We start from the raw sequence: 17,985 nt of genomic DNA, 5'->3' as shown, positions 1-17,985 counted from the left end.
TGCAATGATTTATTAATGAGCGACATGTAGAATCTATGCATTTCCGCATAGCTAGGTTGTAGCACCATATCTCCGTTCGGCTTAAATCCGGCCTAACAAATTTTTCGGGCTCCACTGACCAAGCCATCCCACTGGCTTTGAAAGAAAAATTTTCAGCCGGTGTTTTATTAATAGTTTTTCATGGTTTTCATTTGTATTAATGAGCTCGGCAATGCCTCGGTTTTGTTTCTTTTTGATATCAAAAAGAAAGAGCCCTTCGGCGGCGGCGAGCCGAGGCAAGACCGCGAGCAGGATAAGAGAAGACAATTTTACGTCACTCGTATTGATTTTAAACAATTTAATTATCCCTCAGTGTGACAAACCAGAAGAAGTAATGTAATAGACTTTAAACAGGCTCTAATAATATATAATTGATTATTTTGCCTATAGCTCATTCTTTTTCTTTACGAAAAAATCCTTATATTTAATTGTTTAGACCTGGCTTATGACTAACCCTTTCGATAATATGGACTTTAAGTCATTACTAGAGCATATAAAAAAACTTTCAGCTGCCGAAAAAAAGGAACTGATACAGGTTTTAAGTCAAGACCAACTTCCAGTGGTTAATGAAGAGCAGATAGCTTATGTTAAGACGTCGGTTAAGGATACCTCTTTTGATGAAAAGTGGAAAGAAAGTATATCGTCTTCTGAATTTAAAGCAGCAGCCATTCGGCATATTAATGCCTTGCCTTGGAAATAGTGGTACGCTTCCATCCCTCGGTTTTACTTTATCTTAACGAATTGGTTGATGTGCTTTTTTATGAAAACTATTTCAGTATCCGCGAAAGTGCTATAGATTATGTAACCAGACTGATTGATACCGTTGAAAGCAAAATCGCCAAAGCGCAATATCACATTGCTCCAAAGGTTATTGCACACCGGGGCAGTTGGTTCATCCATTTTAATATCAGTCAGAAAACAACCTGGTATTTTCTATTTGAAAAAAGTGGGAACCATTATTTGATTACTTATGTTTTTAACAATTATTCCAAAGAAGCCCAAAATTTAAACTTATAAGTTAGTTATAGCCAGATAAATTCATTATCTTCAAGGATGAATTTTCCAGAAGATTTTCTTCATTATGTATGGCAGTTCAGGTCGTTTGATTATAACGGACTGCAGACCTGCGATGGTGAAAAACTGGAAATCATCAATACCGGATTGCTTAATCTAAATGCGGGGCCGGATTTTAATCACGCCAAAATTAAGATAGGTGAAACCACCTGGGCCGGAAATGTAGAAATTCATTTAAAATCGTCAGATTGGTTAAAGCACAACCACCAGGTTAATCCCGCATATGAAAATGTAATTTTACATGTTGTTTACCAGCATGATGCCGAAATAACCCGGATGGATGGAACCATTTTGCCTGTTCTGGAACTTAAAGACCGAATTTCTGCTGATCTGATCAGAAGATACGAAAACCTTTTCCTCACCTTAACAGATTTTCCCTGCATTGCCCAGATTGGGAGAGTAGACGAGTTGATTATAGATTCCTTTTTATCGAGAACATTGGTTGAACGTTTTGAGCAGAAAACAAGTGCGGTTACAGAGACCTTAAACGAACTAAATGGGAATTGGGATGAGACATTCTACCGTTTTATGGCGCGTAATTTCGGATTCAAGATAAATGCCTTGCCTTTTGAACTTTTTGCCAAAGCAGTTCCGCAGCAAATTTATGGCCGGCATAAAAACAATCCGCACCAAATAGAAGCATTGGTTTTTGGCGCAGCAGGGTTTTTAAACGATCATTTTGAAGAAGCTTATCCACAAAAGTTGAAAGCAGAGTTTCAGTTTCTCCAAAAGAAATACAATATTAAACCCATTGATGTTTCAATGTGGAAGTTTATGCGCATGCGCCCACAGAATTTTCCAACCATACGTTTGGCACAATTTGCTGCATTAATTACCAAAGCCAATCATCTTTTTTCTAAGGTTATGGAAATAAAGCAGGTGGCTGAGTTGCATACCTTATTTGAAAATCTGCCTGTAAACGAGTACTGGAAAACGCACTACCATTTTAAAAAGGTAGCATCTTCAGTAAATATTCAGATAGGAAAGGCATCAGTAGATAATATTCTTTTAAATACTGTGGCCTTGTTTCTATTTGCTTATGGAAAACATACCGCAACACCATATTTTATCAACAGGGCGATAAAACTGTTGGAAAGCTTGCCTGCTGAACAAAATGCTATCACAGATAAATTTACCGGGGCTGGAGTGAAGATCGCAAACGCATTTGCCTCTCAAGGAATTTTGCAGCTAAAAAAGCGGTATTGCGATGAGAAAAAATGCTTATCCTGCGGCATTGGAATTAAAATTTTGAAACAGGCCTAAGCTGTTTCCCGTTTTTGCAAAACTTTATACATTAAATTTTGTTTTTGTATTATGGAATTTCCACACGAACTAAAAGAATTATATCCTGATCAGATTATCGAGGTAAGGGGGAATGCTGATGCCTTAACAATTATTTTAAATAAGGATGTTGATATGCATCGGTTTAAAGCAGAGTTGATTAAAAGGTTTTCAGGACTGGAAGAGCAACAAACGCTTTTTATCAAACACCAAGATAAACAGGATTTTGAAAAACTGATTTTGGAATAAATGCTTTAATTTTGCGATTGTGCTTAATCAATTAATTTTGCTAAATTAGAATGAGTAAGCAAATAATAGCTCGTGTTTTGGAGCGTTCTTACTTAGTGCCGAATGATAAGATTTTAAAATAAGCTTAAAATGTTCCAGAGAATTGTGACTTATTTTGAACAGCAGAGTTTTGGTGTTTCTACGTATTTGGCTAATAAGCTAAATATGAGTACTGCAAAAGTCCGCCTGTTTTTTATCTACTCGTCATTTTTGGCGGTAGGTTTTCCCATATTATTCTATTTTTTAGCCGCTGTGGTGCTTGATATCAGAACATATATGAAAAGAATGCGATTGCGGATCTGGGAATAATTCAGTTTTCGGTTGGCAGTGTTCAATTTGCAGTTGACAGTCGTCATTATCCAGTTGTCAGGACTAGAGACTTACGACTTTAGACTCAGGACTCTCTAATCATCGTCTCTTAAAATTTCTGCAATTTCATTAAAGCCTTTTTCCGCAGCTAGATCAGCAGGTTTTTTTCCGCCTTCCATCCGTAGAGAAACTTCAGCACCATGTTCCAATAATAAAATAATTAATTCAATGTTTCCCAGTTGAGCAGCTGTGTGTAAAGGAGCTACGCCCGCTTTCTGACAAACATTTGGGTATGCGCCGGCATCCAGAAGCATTTTAGTGATATTGAAATTGTTGGTTGCAACTGCCGAGTGGATGGGAAATACGTTAAAGCCATTTTTGGATGCCAGATTAACATCAGCCCCTTTTAAAACAAGAAAACGGGCCAATTCCTCATGTCCGAAGTAGCAGGCTAAACCAAGCGGGGTAAAGCCATCTTTGGAAAATTCATTGATACTGGCAGGGTTTTGAAAAATCAAGAGGGTAGCCACATCAAATTTTCCGATAGCGCAAGCTTCAAATAGGGTTAATTGATCTACAAATTCGGCAATCAGATCAGCTATTTCTCTTTTTTTATAATAGCAGGCCAATAGAAGTGGTGAAATGTGATGAGAAGTATCCACATTTGCCAGTTTTGGGTTTTCAAGCAGAATTTCTTTTACTGCGTGAAAATTTCCAGCTTCAATTTGTTCCTCAAGTTGCGCTATACTCATCATAATGTTTTAAAAATCGCTTTAAATTAAGAAAAATTGGGAACTTTAAAGTTTAATGGCTAAATATATATCGTGCAACGCAATATGCCAAAAGCTTCTGCAAATAAAAGGTACTTAAAATCGTTAGAGAGCGCCTGATTGCGACGAAAGACGGAACTAAACCCTCACTTCCCCTGGCACGGTATTAAAGAAAATGCTGAATTTCTAGATTTCAGCAAGCTGTATATAATATGAAATTTAACAGTTAGCGATCAGATCAGTATGATAGCTGCGCTTTTATTGAGTTCTTTTCGCGATTGCATAAGAACTTTGGAAATAAAAAAAGACGAAGTTTAATTCGTCTTGTTAGTTATGTGAAATCACGGAAATCTTGTAATCAATTACTATCCCAAAATCTCTTTCAGTTTTTCGGTTTGGTGGTCAGCCAGTTTTTGAAGTGGGCCTGATGCCAGCATTTTCATCATCATATTTAAATCAGCTGAAATGATGTGTTTTGCTGTAGTGGTTCCGTTTCCGTTATCTGCTAACGTCCATTTTAATTCTACATCAAAAGGCGCTTTTTCGCTCGGAATTGCTGTTATTTCCTGATTCTCTATTCTGTTCGAAATTTTAATGGCCAATTTTGCCATATTTTGAATGGTAAACCGTGCATCATCTTCGGTTGATTCCCAGTTATAGATGTTTTCTGGCATCAACTGCTGGTGGTTGTTCATATTGGATAGAAAAGTATAAACCTCAGCAACCGGTTTATTAACTTCTACTGTGCTATCGATAACAGTCATTGTATAATTGTATAAAATTGTTTTTATTCCGAATTAAGAGCCTGAACTTAGAGCCTGTCCTTTTCCCCATTCTGAAGGATTCAGGCGCCATTTCCCCAATAACTCCATGTCGCTTTTGGCAATGATACTGTGTTCGGCAGCATAATCGATCAATGCGCCATAGTTTGATAAAGTTAAGTAACGGCATTTCGCAGCCGCAAAATTTTCGTCGGCTTTTTCGAAACCATAGGTGAAAATTGCCGCTAAGCCAGCTACTGATAATCCGGCTGCTCTAAGCGCTTCAACAGCCTGTAAACTGCTTTTTCCGGTTGAAATTAAATCTTCGATAACCACCACACGTTGACCTTCAACCACTTCACCTTCGATTAAACTTCCTGTACCATGTTCTTTGGCTTTCGCTCTCACATAGATAAATGGTAAACCCAGTTCCTGAGCAACTAACACGCCTTGAGGGATTCCGGCAGTTGCAACACCTGCAATAACATCTACTGAGCCAAATTCTTCTTGTATGGCTTGAGCAAGTTTTTGCCTGATGTAAGTCCTAACCTGAGGATGGGAAAGGGTAATTCTGTTGTCGCAATAAATTGGCGATTTCCAACCAGATGCCCATGTGAAAGGGTTATTTGGTTGTAATTTGATTGCCTTTATCTGTAATAAAAATTCCGCTACTTTTAATTCAATATCACTTTTATTATACATGGCTCAAAATTACAGATTTATTTGTGTTTGTCATAACGTTTATTAAAACCCCATTATTTTGCGTTTGGGATAAGAAAATGTCAGAATCCGGATTTGATTCAGACATTTCAACAATACAAATATTGGAAATTTTGATGGATGCTAAAAGCGCTTTATTGTCACTTGCTGTAAATCAGTTGGATAAAGAATAGTTTGTTTGAAAAAAGGATTATAAATAACTAACGATCTGCTGAAGGCGTTGGAAAGGTTGACAATTGATCGTTCGGCCATCTTCATATTGATTTATTAAACGGTTACCGAGTATACGGATATCCCGTTTGATTCGAATTTGTTTACCTCAGGGCCGTTATAATTGGTGACTATAATATCTACAATTGATAGATCATTAAATTTCAAATACGAAGTTTTTCCTATTTTACTGGCATCACAGAGCATATATGTGCAACTGGTTTGTGCTGCCATTGCCAAAGTATTATTAGCTTCGTGCTCACTACCGGCATACAATCCTTCGGCGGTAATGCCATCTACACCTAAAAAGGCTTTAGAAGCATGGTATCTGGAAATATGTTCGAGTGCCATAGTGCCATGAACAGCTTGTCTGTTTACGTCAACTTCACCTCCAATCAGGTTTATAGTTACTGCACTGTGCTGCAATTCATTTACGACCGGTAGCGAATTGGTAATTACCTTAATGTTTTTGTTTTTAATAAACTGGCATAATCTAAAGGCTGTACTGCCACAATCAATAAATATAACATCTCCATCAATAATATCTGCTGCCGCCCTTTTGCAGATTGCATCTTTTGCCTTGAAATTAACCTCGGCTTTAGTGGCAAATGAAACCGGTTTTATCACATCACTTATTTTCATGGCCCCTCCATGTGTACGGTAGAGCAGTCCCTTCGCAGCCATGCTGTTCAGGTCACGCCTTACCGTTACTTCAGAAACACCAATATAATTAGCTGACTGGCGAATGTCAACTTCGCCATATGTTTCTAAAAGTTCCAGAATTTTATGTGCTCTTTTTTGAAATGTCATATATAATGATTTAATTCGGTCAAATTTAATCATAATTAATCAAAAATGATCATCATGAAAAATATTAATATTCTGGATACTCAAATTCTATCTGATAACTGGTATACCCTCAAAAAAGTCATTTTCAAAACGATCGACAGTAATGGTACCACGTCTATTTTGGAACGCGAAGCTTATGATCGGGGAAACGGTGCAACCATTTTATTATATAATAAAGAAAATCAAACGGTTGTACTCACGCGTCAGTTCAGGTTACCGACTTTTATTAATGGAAATGATACCGGTTACCTGATTGAGTGCTGCGCCGGATTATTGGATCAGGATAATGCGGAAGATTGTATCAGAAGGGAAACGGAAGAAGAAACCGGTTTCAGGATTGATCAGGTAGAAAAAGTTTTCGAGGCTTATATGTCTCCCGGCTCAGTTACAGAACTACTATATTTTTTTGTTGCGGCTTACGCAAGTGATATGAAATTGCACGATGGAGGGGGATTGCAGGAAGAAAATGAAGATATAGAAGTGCTGGAATTGCCTTTCGAAAAGGCACTTAACATGATGAAATCTGGTGAGATAAGGGATGGAAAAACAATTATGCTGCTGCAGTATGCACAGTTAAAGGGGTTGATGTTGTAGCTGATTGTTTGAATTTTGTAATGATTAATTTGATTTGCGTAATTATCTATAACAAATAGCTGTTTACATTTGTTACCCCTAATTAATTTAAATTTTTATGATAGCAACAAAAGGATATGCGGCACAAAATGCCGAAACGGATCTTGCACCCTGGAATTTTGAACGTCGGGACGTAGGACCTCATGATGTTCAGTTCGAAATACTTTTCTGCGGGGTTTGCCATTCAGATCTGCACCAGATCAGAAATGACTGGTTTGAGGGAATATTTCCTATGGTTCCTGGTCACGAGATAGTAGGTCGCGTAGTGAAGGTTGGAGATCACGTGAAGAAATTTAAAGTAGGAGATCTGGCCGGAACAGGCTGTATGGTCGATTCATGTCAGGTTTGCGAAAACTGTAAGCAGGATTTGGAACAATATTGTTTGGAGGGCAATACGCAAACTTATAATAATTTAGCGAGAGATGGTAAAACACCAACTTATGGTGGATATTCGGATACAATTGTAGTGAGAGAAGAATTTGTACTTCATGTGTCCGATAAATTAAATCTGGCCGCTGTAGCACCTTTGTTATGTGCAGGTATTACCACTTATTCTCCGCTAAAACACTGGAAAGTAGGTAAAGGGCATAAACTGGCTGTATTAGGCTTAGGTGGTTTGGGCCATATGGCGGTGAAGTTTGGCGTAGCTTTTGGGGCTGAGGTTACCGTATTAAGTACTTCACCCAAAAAAGAAGAGGATGCCAAAAAACTTGGTGCCCATCACTTCGTTGTAACCACCGATGCTGAACAGGTTAAAGCAGCAAGAGGTACTTTCGACTTTATATTGGATACGGTTTCAGCAGAACATGATTTCAACATGTACCTTTCGTTATTAAGCACAAATGGCGTACATATTTGTGTGGGTGTTCCACCTAAACCGGCGGAAATTGCAGCTTTCAGCTTAATCGGAGGTAGAAAAAGCCTTGCTGGATCTGGTATTGGCGGTATTGCCGAAACTCAGGAAATGTTAGATTTCTGTGCAGAGCATAATATCGTTTCGGAGATTGAAATCATCGATATGAAAGATATTCACCATGCCTACGAGCGTATGGAAAAAGGTGATGTACGCTATCGTTTCGTGATTGATATGGCTACACTATAGGTCGAACCCATCAGATCAAACTGATGATTGGGGTTCAGCGATAGCGATATTTCTGAATCCCTTTCTTTTAAAGAATAACTAATAATTTAAAGCATCTCCGTTTTTCTTTACAAATTCGGCTAGCGAGATATGATGCGCTGATTCTATTTCAGCTAGCTTTCTTTTGTTTTCAATTAACAGGTTATCTAATGTCTTCAGCGAATCTTTAAGATAGGTTATCGATAAGACATATGAAATCCTGTTCCTGATTTTATCGGCAAGAAATAGTTCAATCAATATCAGGCAGATTATAAAAATATAGTGATTGAAAATAATATTATTGGAACTCTTCGAGAAAGTAGGAGAACCAGCCAAACCGAAAAATAAATCTATAATTAGCGGAATACCGATGATAGCAAGGAGTGAAAGCGACCTTACTTTTAAAGTAATTCCTTTTTCAGCAATTTTAATTTGTTCTTTAAAGGCTGAAAACTTGCCTTTGAGCGGGGTTTCCCTGTTTCTCTCTTGTTCTTCTAGTTTTTGAAGCGCCTTACCATGCTCAATATCGATTTTCCTCACTTCCTCCACAATATAGGTTTCAGCATTATTCAGCTTTTCCTGGTCTGCTATAATAGATTCCTGTTCGGCAATAATTTTGTCCATGACCAGAAGATCTTCCGGAATGCCATGTCTGAGTTTTTGTTCGGCCGCAACAATCCGGTTATCAAGTTGTTTAAATTGTTTTTTCAGTTCAGCGATTTCTTCGTTGAAATGCTCTTTTTTCGAGGTGTAACTACTTTCGAGGCTGTTAAGCGCTGAAATATATTCAAAATCTGTAAGCAGCTGTTCATTGGTCGCAAAACGCTGGTACAACCCATTTAATCTGTTAAAGAGTTCGTCAGTTGATTTTTCCGGATTAGAAAGATCATTTCGGTATATTTCCAGATCTGTTTCTGATAATAAAGGTATGGACATGGCAGATTAAAAAGTTAAAATTATAAAAAAAACGTTATCGCCGGGAAATTATTAACCGTTGTTCCTACCTGAATGTTCTTCCAGATGACAATTATCATTAGTTTTTACAAATAAAATACCTGGTAAATAAGCGTTTAAGATTATTTTTAATTAATCGCTGTTTTTTTTTCTGCACTTTAATAAATTGTTATATATTTGTAGCAAGCAAGGGGTGAGAGCCTTGCATCAATCTTTGATTGAGAGCGTTAATTTAGATAAGGTTACAACATTAATTGTTGTAACCTTTTTTTATATCCTATAAATAACTCAGCAATTTTTTTACTTTAGGGCAAGCAAATATATTGCTGTATTAAAAAATCCTTTGATAGGTTAGAAGAAATACCGATTTTGCCATAGGGCCATTTACGCCTCCATTTTAATATGCTTTAAACTACATGCCAAGAAACTATAGAATTTACATCAACGATAATACTTTGTTTATCTCGGACTTTTTGCCTGAGCAAAAGGAAAAAATTCAACAGCTGGAATTTCAGGATTTCAATCTTGAAACATTCTATAAAAAATTGAAAAACGGATCTAAAAAGAGCTATATATTCTTGACAAAAAATCCTCAGGAAACTTTTAAAAAATTAAAGAAAGATTGCGCCGTTATAAAAGCTGCCGGCGGTTTGGTAGAAAGTGCAAATGGCAATTATCTTTTTATTTTCAGGAACAAAAAATGGGATCTGCCAAAAGGAAAGCTGGAAGACGGTGAAAAAATGAAGGAAGCTGCTGTGCGCGAGGTAGAAGAGGAGTGTGGAATCAGGGTTTTTAAACGGGAAGAAAAGCTTTGTAAAACTTACCACGTTTATCCGATGGGCAATAAAATGGTAATCAAGAAAACTAACTGGTACAAAATGAAAGTTAAAGGCGAGCCTAAATTGGTTCCGCAAAAAGAAGAAGGCATCGATGAAGCTGTCTGGTTAAATAAAAAACAGATTTCACCTGTTGTTCAGAATACTTTTCCATCTATTATGGATGTGTTAAGGGCAGGTAAAATATTATAGCGCTCGTTTGAAGCGAAATGTTCAATTCTCGCAGGAGAACGCTACTAAATAGATTGTCGACCGCGTTGCATTCGGTAGGAACAGATCCGTTGAGGTAGGTATGGCTTAAGATATAGCTGATCAGTCACTAATATTTTACGCACACTGATACAAATCCCCGTTCTATGCGGTTAGTTATTCCCTCTGGAAAAGGAGAACGATATAACTTAGATGAACCTGGATTTAAATCTGTGTTTATCCGTATAGATCTGTGGTTAATAACTATAAAAATGCCAATGCTTCTTTGGGTACAAATGGACTAACATCGCCATGATTTCTTAAAATATCGCGGACAATTGTCGAACTGATGGCAGAGTATTCCGGTTTACTTAACAATAAGATGGTTTCTACTTCAGGCATCATGGTTTGATTAATCTGCGCAATAGCCCGTTCATATTCGAAATCAGCAGCTGAGCGGATTCCGCGCACCATATGGGTGGCATTTATTTTCCGGCAGAAATCTACAGTTAAACCTTCATAAGTTTGGATTTCGATGTTCTGATAACCGCTAAAAACGGTCTGTAGGATCTGAAGACGCTGTTCAGCACTTAAAAAATTCTGTTTAGAACTGTTAAGTCCAATGCCTACTATAATTTTATCAAAAAGTGGAGTGGCCCGTTGTAAAATATTGACGTGGGCAATCGTGATCGGATCAAATGAGCCTGGAAATAGCGCTATCTTCATGATTCAAATATAGGTATAATAGTTAAAAGCGGAATAGTTTAGCGCTGAGGGTTTAGCGGTTAGCGTGGTGTATATAACAGGTGTAAAACACAGTATGGAAACAGGTGAAGCAGTAATAAATACATTATCTAAGCTGGCGGAAGAAAAAAAAGGCAAGGCTAAAGGTATGGAGATGAGAAAAAACTAAGGGAGAATAAGGGGAATTGAAGAAAAAAGGTTGAGGATATAAAAGGGGTTTGGAAATGAAAGGGGGGAAGATAATTGGGGTGTTTCAGTCCCGCTCTCTGCTAAACTCGGATGAAAAAGCCTTCGTACCGCTGACGATCGGGTTTATAAACAAATGTGAGTCCCTGTGGGGGGCCTTCTCCAGAACCGTAATTCTCACTGGGAAGCGCGGATTAATTGAATAAGTCAATTACCAATAATCAACTAATAATAATTAGCAAACCAATCTTTAACTTTTAGTTGGCAGCAGATTGAACCAATAAACCACTTACCAATTACCAATGACCAATTATCAATAAACTAATGACCAACAAACCACTGACTAATTACCAATGACTAATGACCAATAAACCAATGACTAATGACCAATAAAATTTAACTTGTAGTTGGTAGCAAATTGAACCAATAACAAATACAAATAAACCAATGACTAATGACTAACGAACCAATAACAAATAACAAATAAACCACTGACTAATGACCAATAAACCATTACCAATGACCAACAAACCAATGACCAATCTAACTAAACTCAAAAAAGCTGAAGGAAGAATTGCCGTATTTTCTCGTTTCGGTATAACCCGGCTGGCTGTTCAGTTTCATATTACTTTGGTGTTCTACAATTAATAAACCATTGGGCTTTAGCAACTGTTGGGCTTCAACCATTACCGGAATCTGCGGAATATTAGGCATGTTGTAGGGTGGGTCGGCAAAGATCAGGTCGTAACTGCCGGTCATTTGTTTCAATAATTTAAAAACATCCCCCTTACGTACATCAATCTGATCAAACTGGTATTGTTTAGCTGTATTTTTTACCCAGTTTACGCAGCCGTAATCCATATCAACCGCTAAAATACTTTCTGCGCCACGTGAAGCAAACTCAAAAGTTAAATTTCCGGTGCCGCAAAATAAATCCAATACAGCACAGGTTTCGAAATCGTATTTATTGTTTAGGATATTGAAGAGTGCTTCTTTGGCCATATCCGTTGTGGGGCGTACCGGTAAATTTGCAGGGGGCTGCAAACGGATTCCCTTTAATTTGCCACCAATTATCCGCATAAATCTAAAGCAAGAAGGCCGCTGAAATAGTGTTTAGGCATGTCTGCCAGTAACTCGCTATTTTGTTTACCAGCGGGAAGAAAGAAATAAAGTTGGTTAAAGTATTTTAATAAACAGGTGTAGTGCTCATCATCTTCGTTAATGATACCTTGTAAGTAAACCGGGATAGTGTCATTAAGGCCCAATTGTTCGATCATCAGTAATAGAAAATAATTAAATTCTTCAGCATTTTCTGATTCGTAGTGGTTTTGAAAAATGACCTTCTTATCTTTCAAATAGAGTACATTAAACGATACTGCCGTAAAATCGACTAATAAAGATTCGTCTGCAAGGTGATCAAATAAAACCATTAATGGTTCGGATTGCGGATAAAGATCGGTTTGTTCTGGCAGATTTGCTTTTAAATCCTCATCTAGACAAAAAACAGTGTTAAAACCCAGCTTTTCGTTGCGTTTAGTGTAAACTTTAGCGTCAGAGCCCAAGTATTGCGCATAAACAGCCAGATTTTCTCTGTCAAACCATTCATCAGGTATAAAAATAAAGTTTGATGTATGGATAGCAGCCTTAACGGCTCCATAATTTAAAGAAAGATAATGGTCGGTTTCAAAGGCGGTTTTAAGGTCTTTTTCAAGATCTTTGCATCCCTGTGTATCAAAAATGAGATGAATCTCTTTAGTATCCTGGTTAACCACGGCATAAGAAAAGCTATCATTTGTTATTTTCAATAATAAATGGCAGTTTACAGATGTGTCAGCTTTGAAATTTGGGTCAGCCAATAAGAGACTATTGTTACGCATTGAAACAAAAATAGACTTTTTTGAGGATTAAAGGTAAAATGAGGTTAAATTTTTGATATTACCACAGAATTATTGGCTGATAGTTTACAAGGTAGCTTGCTACTTTGTTTTTTTACCACAGATAAAAAGGATAAACACAGATTGCTTGTGTAAACTAACTTAATAAATAAACTGATATTCATTAGCCACGAAAACAAAGAAGGCATAGAAATAATTCTTTAACACGTTGATCACTATTTGCACAGGGGATAAATTAATTCATGAGACTTGTTCTACAGCCTAAGTTTGCCTAATAAATGAATTTAAAGGCAAGAATATACAATAACTTTGTATTTAACCCTTTTTTGATTTGCAATTAAAAGTATATCAATAATATCTGTGTTTATCAGTGAAAATCTGTGGTAAAGAGATTGTGTTTTTTTACCAAAATCAAACTTTTAGGTTATTCAAAAATCGGAAAATTCGGCTTAAATTCGGAACATGAGTTATAAGCCTACCTATAAAGCGGCAAACACCATTGCGGCAACAATAGAAGAACATTTTGTCAAACTGCATAAGAATGCAATTGCGCAAGGCGAAATAGATTTGGCTACTCAACCAGATCAAAAAAATATTGAAGCGATCATTGATGTGGCTTTTTGGAGCAGTTTACGTAAGGAGGAGGGGCATTCGCCCAGGATTTCGATTGCTTTTTTACCTCCTGAGCAAACCTCAAAACCATTGCGTTTTGCTAAAAAATTATCCTTAAATGCAAATAATTTAACCAAAATAGCCCCTGGAATTGAGCGTTCGGGAATACATCTGGGTGTGTGGGAGGAAGACGGTGAGCTTTATATCTGGGGTACAACCCTTAATATTCCTAACTTTTGTTTTGTAGTAGATGTTTCTGAGCCCGGCTTAATTGTGATCAAGCACCGCAGGATTTATGGTATTGGTAAATTTACCAATGTGGCTGTGTTAAAGGGCGAACAGATCCGAATCGTTGATGATAGGAGCTGTAACAATAGAGATTGTCCGCCTATTTTGCAAGCCTTACTGGATTTAACTGTATTGGCAAGCTGGAACGACCCGATCAATATTTTAATTCAGTTTTCGGTTTCTATGCGGGCGCACGGCAGGGGCGGAGCTTTGTTAATTGTGCCTAAGGGTGATGTAAAATGGGAGGAATCCATTATTCACCCTATCCAGTATCTGGTTGAACCTCCATTCTGTGGATTATCCAACCTGGCAAAGCAAAATGGTAACCAAAGCGAGATTTTCTCGCAAGGGGCTGTGCGCCGCGAGGTGGAACATTTAGCTGGTTTAACCGCGGTTGACGGCGCAACGATTATCAACGAAGAATTCGAACTGATTGCATTTGGGGCCAAAATAGGCCGCGCAAAGGGAAAACCTACTGTAGAACAGATTGCTTTTTCGGAGCCGATTGTTGGTGGAGAAGATACAATTCTTTATCCAGGGCAACTTGGCGGCACCCGCCATTTTTCTGTTGCCCAGTTTGTAAACGATCAGCCTCAGTCTATTGGTCTGGTAGCCTCTCAGGATGGCCATTTTACCATTTTCAGCTACAGCAAAAAACAAAACATGGTAATGGCTCATCGTATTGAAACGCTACTTTTGTAATAGCAGAAAGCATAGGGCATAGCGCGATTGCAATTACTTGGAAAGGTAGCTTACTGCTAATCGGATGCTGTAGTCCGTCTTTCCGTTAAGTTCCCGATCACACTTTTGCTAAAAAACAAATGACTATTGAGATCGGGAGATATCGCTTCAATACGGTTTAGTTAAATAGGGCTGTGCTGGAAACCTCAATTACTGTTTCATGTACACTAAGCAGTTAACCGATTAACCGTTTAAACAATTAACCATTAGAGATGATCTACGACAAAAGCCAGCTTATCGCTTCAGCATACGAACATCAGCCGACCAAGGAGCAAATGCTGTTTTGCCAAAGGATGTCGGCATTTTTGCAACAGGACGATGAGTACCGCTGTTTTGTACTGAAAGGTTATGCCGGTACGGGTAAAACCACCTCGGTAGCAGCTTTGGTAAAGGTGTTAAGGCAGTTTAACCTGCGAAGCGAACTGCTTGCCCCAACCGGAAGGGCGGCAAAAGTAATGAGTCAATATTCATTTCGTAAAGCTTTAACCATACATAAAAGGATTTATAGAAAACGCTCAGCAGCATCGCCGGAGATGCAGTTTCAGCTGGCGCCGAACCTCTCCGAAAATACGCTGTTTATTATCGATGAAGCTTCGATGATCGCTGATGAATTTAATGAGACTGGCTCTTCGATATTACGTGATCTGCTGGAGTTTGTGTACAATACCAAAAACTGTTTTCTGCTTTTTGTGGGTGATACCGCTCAATTGCCTCCGGTAGGAAGTTTAGACAGCCCGGCACTAAACGAACAATACTTAAAAGATAAATTCGCCTTAACGGTTTCATCGGTGGAGTTAAAGGAAGTGGTTCGTCAGGGTAAGAAGTCGGGTATTCTGGCCAATGCCACCATGCTGCGGAACCAGATTGCCAAAAACCCTGAACATCCGTTACCTAAATTCCTGACCAAAAACTACACCGATATTTACAACATGGCTGGTGCACGATTGGTAGAAGGCCTGGAGTATGCTTACCGGAAATTTGGTATGGAAAATACCCTGGTGGTTTGCCGTTCCAATAAATCAGCCAATGTGTATAACCAACAGATCAGGGCAAGGTTATTATACCGTGAAGAAGAATTAACTGGCGGTGACCAGATTATGGTGGTGCGGAATAATTATTTCTGGCTGCCTGAAAACGAAGATACTGCCTTTATTGCCAATGGCGACATGGCCAAAGTGATTCGTGTAAGGGGAGAAGAAGAACGTTATGGTTTCCGTTTTGCTGATGCCACTTTAGAGTTTATGGATTTTCCGGCCGCGGGTCAGATTAGTTGTAAGGTGATGTTGGATACTTTGAATTTAGAAAGTGCAAATCTGCCTTACGAACAGAATAAAAAGCTTTTTGATGGCCTTAATGAAGATTACGAACATATTGCCAATAAGCGGCAGAGAATGTTGGCAATTAAAGCTGATCCCTTCTATAATGCACTCCAGATCAAGTTTGCTTATGCGGTAACCTGCCATAAAGCACAGGGCGGCCAGTGGGATGCTGTTTTTGCCGATCAGGGTTACCTTACAGAAGAAATGATCGATGTTGATTTTTTACGTTGGTTGTATACCGCTGTAACCCGGGCAAAAAAAGAGTTATATTTAGTCAATTTTGCGCCACAGCTTTTCGCGAAAACGGCACAGGAGGATTATTTTTAACACCTGATTACATAGATTTAAGGATTGCAAGGATCTACTTTCCTTTACCTGTAACATATTAACCGGTTATATTATGAAATTTGCCTTTAGCCTTAAAAATAAGCTAAAAACTGCTTTTTTGCTTTTCTGTATTATGTGCTGCACCTTGATGATCCGTTTTTTGGAAGATAAAAGTGTAGAAAAAATCAATGACTCTTTCATTTCGATGTATAACGACAGGCTTGTTCCGGCTACAGACTTATATTTCATTGCTGAAAATCTATATTATAAAAATGCCATCCTGCAGGAACTGTTGCTTGGAAACGATGCTGCCGAAGGTTTAACAATGCTTGTAAATATGAATAACCATAACCGGAAAATTGATTCAGTAATTAATAAATACGAACTTACTTTTTTGGTAAAACAGGAAAAAAACTATTTAAATGAGTTCAAAAAGGCGTTACTTGTTCAGCAGCGTATAGAAGCCAAAATGTTGAATATAGCCAGTGCAGAAGAAGGAAGGTCAATTTACGAATCGACAGGAAAAAAAGCAGTGAATCAAACGTTGGTCAAGCTATCAGCACTGATTAAAATACAGTCTAAGGTGGGTAATGAACTGATTAAAGGTTCAAGGATTTTTGTTTCGGGGACGAAAGTTTATTCCACATTGCAGGTTATTTTGGCTATTGTGATCGGAATTATGATTGTCAACATCGTTTCGGCTTCCAACATGGTTAAGATTACAAACGATAAATTCAATCTGAATTAGATTCGTCTTTCGGTAGTTGTGACACCAACCGATAAAAAAAAGCTCTGCTGGTTCGTGTCGCACCAACCAGCAGAAAATAAGGTTATTCAGCGTCTTCGTCTGACAGCAATCTGATCGAGTCGTCGGAAAGCAGAATCAAACGTTCTTTGTACAAGGAGCCAATCGTTTTTTTGAATGCACTTTTACTGATCTGAAAACGGTGGTAAATATCTTCAGGGGAGCTTTTGTCGCCCAGTTCAATCACACCGCCACTTTTTTTAAGTTCTTTCAGAATCATCTCTTTCGAATCAAGAATATGGCCGTATCCGCTAGGTTGCAAGGTTAAATCAATTTTACCTTCTACGCGGATTTTCTTGATCCAGCCTTTACGCATGTCGCCCGGTTGGATATTATCGAAAACTTCATTATTGTACAGTAAACCAATGTAAGTATTGTTGATGATGGCATTGTAACCAAGATCGGTTTCTTCGGTAATCAATAAACTCACTTCATCACCTTCTTCAAAATCAAAACCATCTTCTTCAACAAAATCATACAATTTAGATGAAGCCAAAAGGCGATCGTTATTTTCATCTAAATAAAGGTAAACCACATACTTGTAGCCTTTTTGCATAGGCCTTTTTTGTTCGCGTTTAGGTACATACACGTCTTTATCGATTCCAAGATCCATAAAAACCCCGTCCTCGCCATCAGAAACTACCTTTAAAAAGGCAAAATCGCCAACTTCAGCATAGGCCTTCTGAGTAGTGGCAGTTAAGCGGCCATCTTTTTGTATAAATACAAAAACATTAATGTTATCACCAATTTCTACTCCGTTCGGAACGTATTGGTAGGGGAGCACGACCAGTTTATCACCGTCCGTTAAGTTTAATCCGGCTTCTGTTTTACTTAAAATCCTTAACTCGTTGTATTTTCCTATTTCAATCATTTGTTTTGGGTTTAACCATTTTCTCCAATGGCTTTTATTGCAAAGGTAGTAATGTTTAGTGGTAAATGGGTTTTAAATCATAAGTAAACAACCTGGTTTGTTCGTTTATAAATATCTTTCTTCTTTAATATCTTTCTTACAAACGATGTCAATTAATTCGGCTA

The 17,985-nt window shown here is 38.0% G+C and carries 20 protein-coding genes; 11 read left to right on the top strand and 9 right to left on the bottom strand.

Annotated elements, in window-relative coordinates; all coding sequences use genetic code 11:
* The first annotated feature begins 484 nt into the window (after positions 1-484).
* From DV942_RS04680 to DV942_RS04660, 5 genes are all read left to right on the top strand, one after another.
* Entirely contained in the window at positions 485-739 is a 255-nt protein-coding gene (locus tag DV942_RS04680) for a hypothetical protein (protein WP_090982215.1), read from the top strand.
* Entirely contained in the window at positions 730-1,056 is a 327-nt protein-coding gene (locus DV942_RS04675; protein ID WP_134203883.1) for a hypothetical protein, read from the top strand. Before DV942_RS04680 ends, DV942_RS04675 begins: the two co-directional genes overlap by 10 nt.
* Before the next feature lie 36 nt (positions 1,057-1,092).
* Positions 1,093-2,376, top strand: a complete 1,284-nt coding sequence (locus DV942_RS04670; RefSeq protein ID WP_145855679.1) for a DUF2851 family protein — start codon at positions 1,093-1,095, stop codon at positions 2,374-2,376.
* 51 nt (positions 2,377-2,427) lie between these two features.
* Positions 2,428-2,643: a hypothetical protein gene (locus DV942_RS04665; protein WP_145855676.1), complete on the top strand. Its 216-nt coding sequence runs from the start codon at positions 2,428-2,430 to the stop codon at positions 2,641-2,643.
* A 129-nt stretch (positions 2,644-2,772) separates the two neighbouring features.
* Positions 2,773-2,991, top strand: a complete 219-nt coding sequence (locus DV942_RS04660) for a PspC domain-containing protein (RefSeq protein ID WP_090982223.1) — start codon at positions 2,773-2,775, stop codon at positions 2,989-2,991.
* 95 nt (positions 2,992-3,086) lie between these two features.
* Here DV942_RS04660 and DV942_RS04655 read toward each other — a convergent pair whose 3' ends face one another.
* The 4 genes from DV942_RS04655 to DV942_RS04640 all read right to left on the bottom strand — a co-directional run bounded on the left by DV942_RS04655 (position 3,087) and on the right by DV942_RS04640 (position 6,262).
* Positions 3,087-3,746, bottom strand: coding sequence for an ankyrin repeat domain-containing protein (locus tag DV942_RS04655; RefSeq protein ID WP_317614797.1), 660 nt, complete (start codon positions 3,744-3,746; stop codon positions 3,087-3,089).
* 380 nt (positions 3,747-4,126) lie between these two features.
* A complete protein-coding gene (locus tag DV942_RS04650) occupies positions 4,127-4,525 on the bottom strand; it encodes an SRPBCC family protein (protein ID WP_090982227.1) in 399 nt (132 codons plus the stop codon).
* Between the two features lie 33 nt (positions 4,526-4,558).
* Complete coding sequence (pyrE, locus tag DV942_RS04645; protein WP_090982229.1) at positions 4,559-5,224, bottom strand: orotate phosphoribosyltransferase; 666 nt, start codon at positions 5,222-5,224, stop codon at positions 4,559-4,561.
* Between the two features lie 285 nt (positions 5,225-5,509).
* Positions 5,510-6,262 (bottom strand): DeoR/GlpR family DNA-binding transcription regulator, encoded by a 753-nt coding sequence (locus DV942_RS04640; RefSeq protein WP_145855675.1) that lies wholly within the window; start codon positions 6,260-6,262, stop codon positions 5,510-5,512.
* Between the two features lie 54 nt (positions 6,263-6,316).
* Between DV942_RS04640 and nudK the strand changes: the two genes are divergently transcribed.
* Positions 6,317-6,895, top strand: a complete 579-nt coding sequence (gene nudK / locus DV942_RS04635) for a GDP-mannose pyrophosphatase NudK (RefSeq protein WP_186462427.1) — start codon at positions 6,317-6,319, stop codon at positions 6,893-6,895.
* A gap of 97 nt (positions 6,896-6,992) precedes the next feature.
* Positions 6,993-8,036: an NAD(P)-dependent alcohol dehydrogenase gene (locus DV942_RS04630; protein WP_145855673.1), complete on the top strand. Its 1,044-nt coding sequence runs from the start codon at positions 6,993-6,995 to the stop codon at positions 8,034-8,036.
* A 78-nt stretch (positions 8,037-8,114) separates the two neighbouring features.
* Here the strand turns inward: DV942_RS04630 and DV942_RS04625 are convergent, their stop codons facing one another.
* A complete protein-coding gene (locus tag DV942_RS04625; RefSeq protein ID WP_145855671.1) occupies positions 8,115-8,990 on the bottom strand; it encodes a hypothetical protein in 876 nt (291 codons plus the stop codon).
* 434 nt (positions 8,991-9,424) lie between these two features.
* Between DV942_RS04625 and DV942_RS04620 the strand changes: the two genes are divergently transcribed.
* The gene (locus DV942_RS04620; protein WP_090982238.1) at positions 9,425-10,036 is read left to right on the top strand and encodes an NUDIX hydrolase; all 612 of its coding nucleotides are present in this window, start codon (positions 9,425-9,427) and stop codon (positions 10,034-10,036) included.
* Positions 10,037-10,297: 261 nt separating this feature from the next.
* Here DV942_RS04620 and coaD read toward each other — a convergent pair whose 3' ends face one another.
* The 3 genes from coaD to DV942_RS04605 form a co-directional block, all read right to left on the bottom strand.
* A complete protein-coding gene (gene coaD / locus DV942_RS04615) occupies positions 10,298-10,759 on the bottom strand; it encodes a pantetheine-phosphate adenylyltransferase (protein WP_090982243.1) in 462 nt (153 codons plus the stop codon).
* A gap of 747 nt (positions 10,760-11,506) precedes the next feature.
* Positions 11,507-12,043, bottom strand: coding sequence for a 16S rRNA (guanine(966)-N(2))-methyltransferase RsmD (gene rsmD / locus DV942_RS04610; RefSeq protein WP_145855669.1), 537 nt, complete (start codon positions 12,041-12,043; stop codon positions 11,507-11,509).
* Positions 12,034-12,768, bottom strand: a complete 735-nt coding sequence (locus DV942_RS04605) for a DUF3822 family protein (RefSeq protein WP_244950827.1) — start codon at positions 12,766-12,768, stop codon at positions 12,034-12,036. The genes rsmD and DV942_RS04605 overlap by 10 nt, the downstream gene beginning before the upstream one ends.
* Positions 12,769-13,320: 552 nt before the next feature.
* Between DV942_RS04605 and DV942_RS04600 the strand changes: the two genes are divergently transcribed.
* From DV942_RS04600 to DV942_RS04590, 3 genes are all read left to right on the top strand, one after another.
* Positions 13,321-14,460 carry a putative sensor domain DACNV-containing protein gene (locus DV942_RS04600; protein ID WP_090982249.1) on the top strand — a complete coding sequence of 380 codons (1,140 nt, stop codon included), beginning with the start codon at positions 13,321-13,323 and terminating at the stop codon, positions 14,458-14,460.
* Between the two features lie 251 nt (positions 14,461-14,711).
* The gene (locus tag DV942_RS04595) at positions 14,712-16,145 is read left to right on the top strand and encodes an ATP-dependent DNA helicase (RefSeq protein ID WP_145855664.1); all 1,434 of its coding nucleotides are present in this window, start codon (positions 14,712-14,714) and stop codon (positions 16,143-16,145) included.
* Positions 16,146-16,218: 73 nt separating this feature from the next.
* The gene (locus DV942_RS04590; protein ID WP_145855662.1) at positions 16,219-16,893 is read left to right on the top strand and encodes an MCP four helix bundle domain-containing protein; all 675 of its coding nucleotides are present in this window, start codon (positions 16,219-16,221) and stop codon (positions 16,891-16,893) included.
* An 82-nt stretch (positions 16,894-16,975) separates the two neighbouring features.
* Here DV942_RS04590 and DV942_RS04585 read toward each other — a convergent pair whose 3' ends face one another.
* Positions 16,976-17,821 (bottom strand): CvfB family protein, encoded by an 846-nt coding sequence (locus DV942_RS04585; protein WP_090982255.1) that lies wholly within the window; start codon positions 17,819-17,821, stop codon positions 16,976-16,978.
* Between the last annotated feature and the right edge of the window lie 164 nt (positions 17,822-17,985).

This window comes from Pedobacter suwonensis (assembly GCF_007833675.1).
GTDB classification, from domain to species: domain Bacteria; phylum Bacteroidota; class Bacteroidia; order Sphingobacteriales; family Sphingobacteriaceae; genus Pedobacter; species Pedobacter suwonensis.
This window is presented reverse-complemented; position numbering and strand designations above follow the sequence as displayed.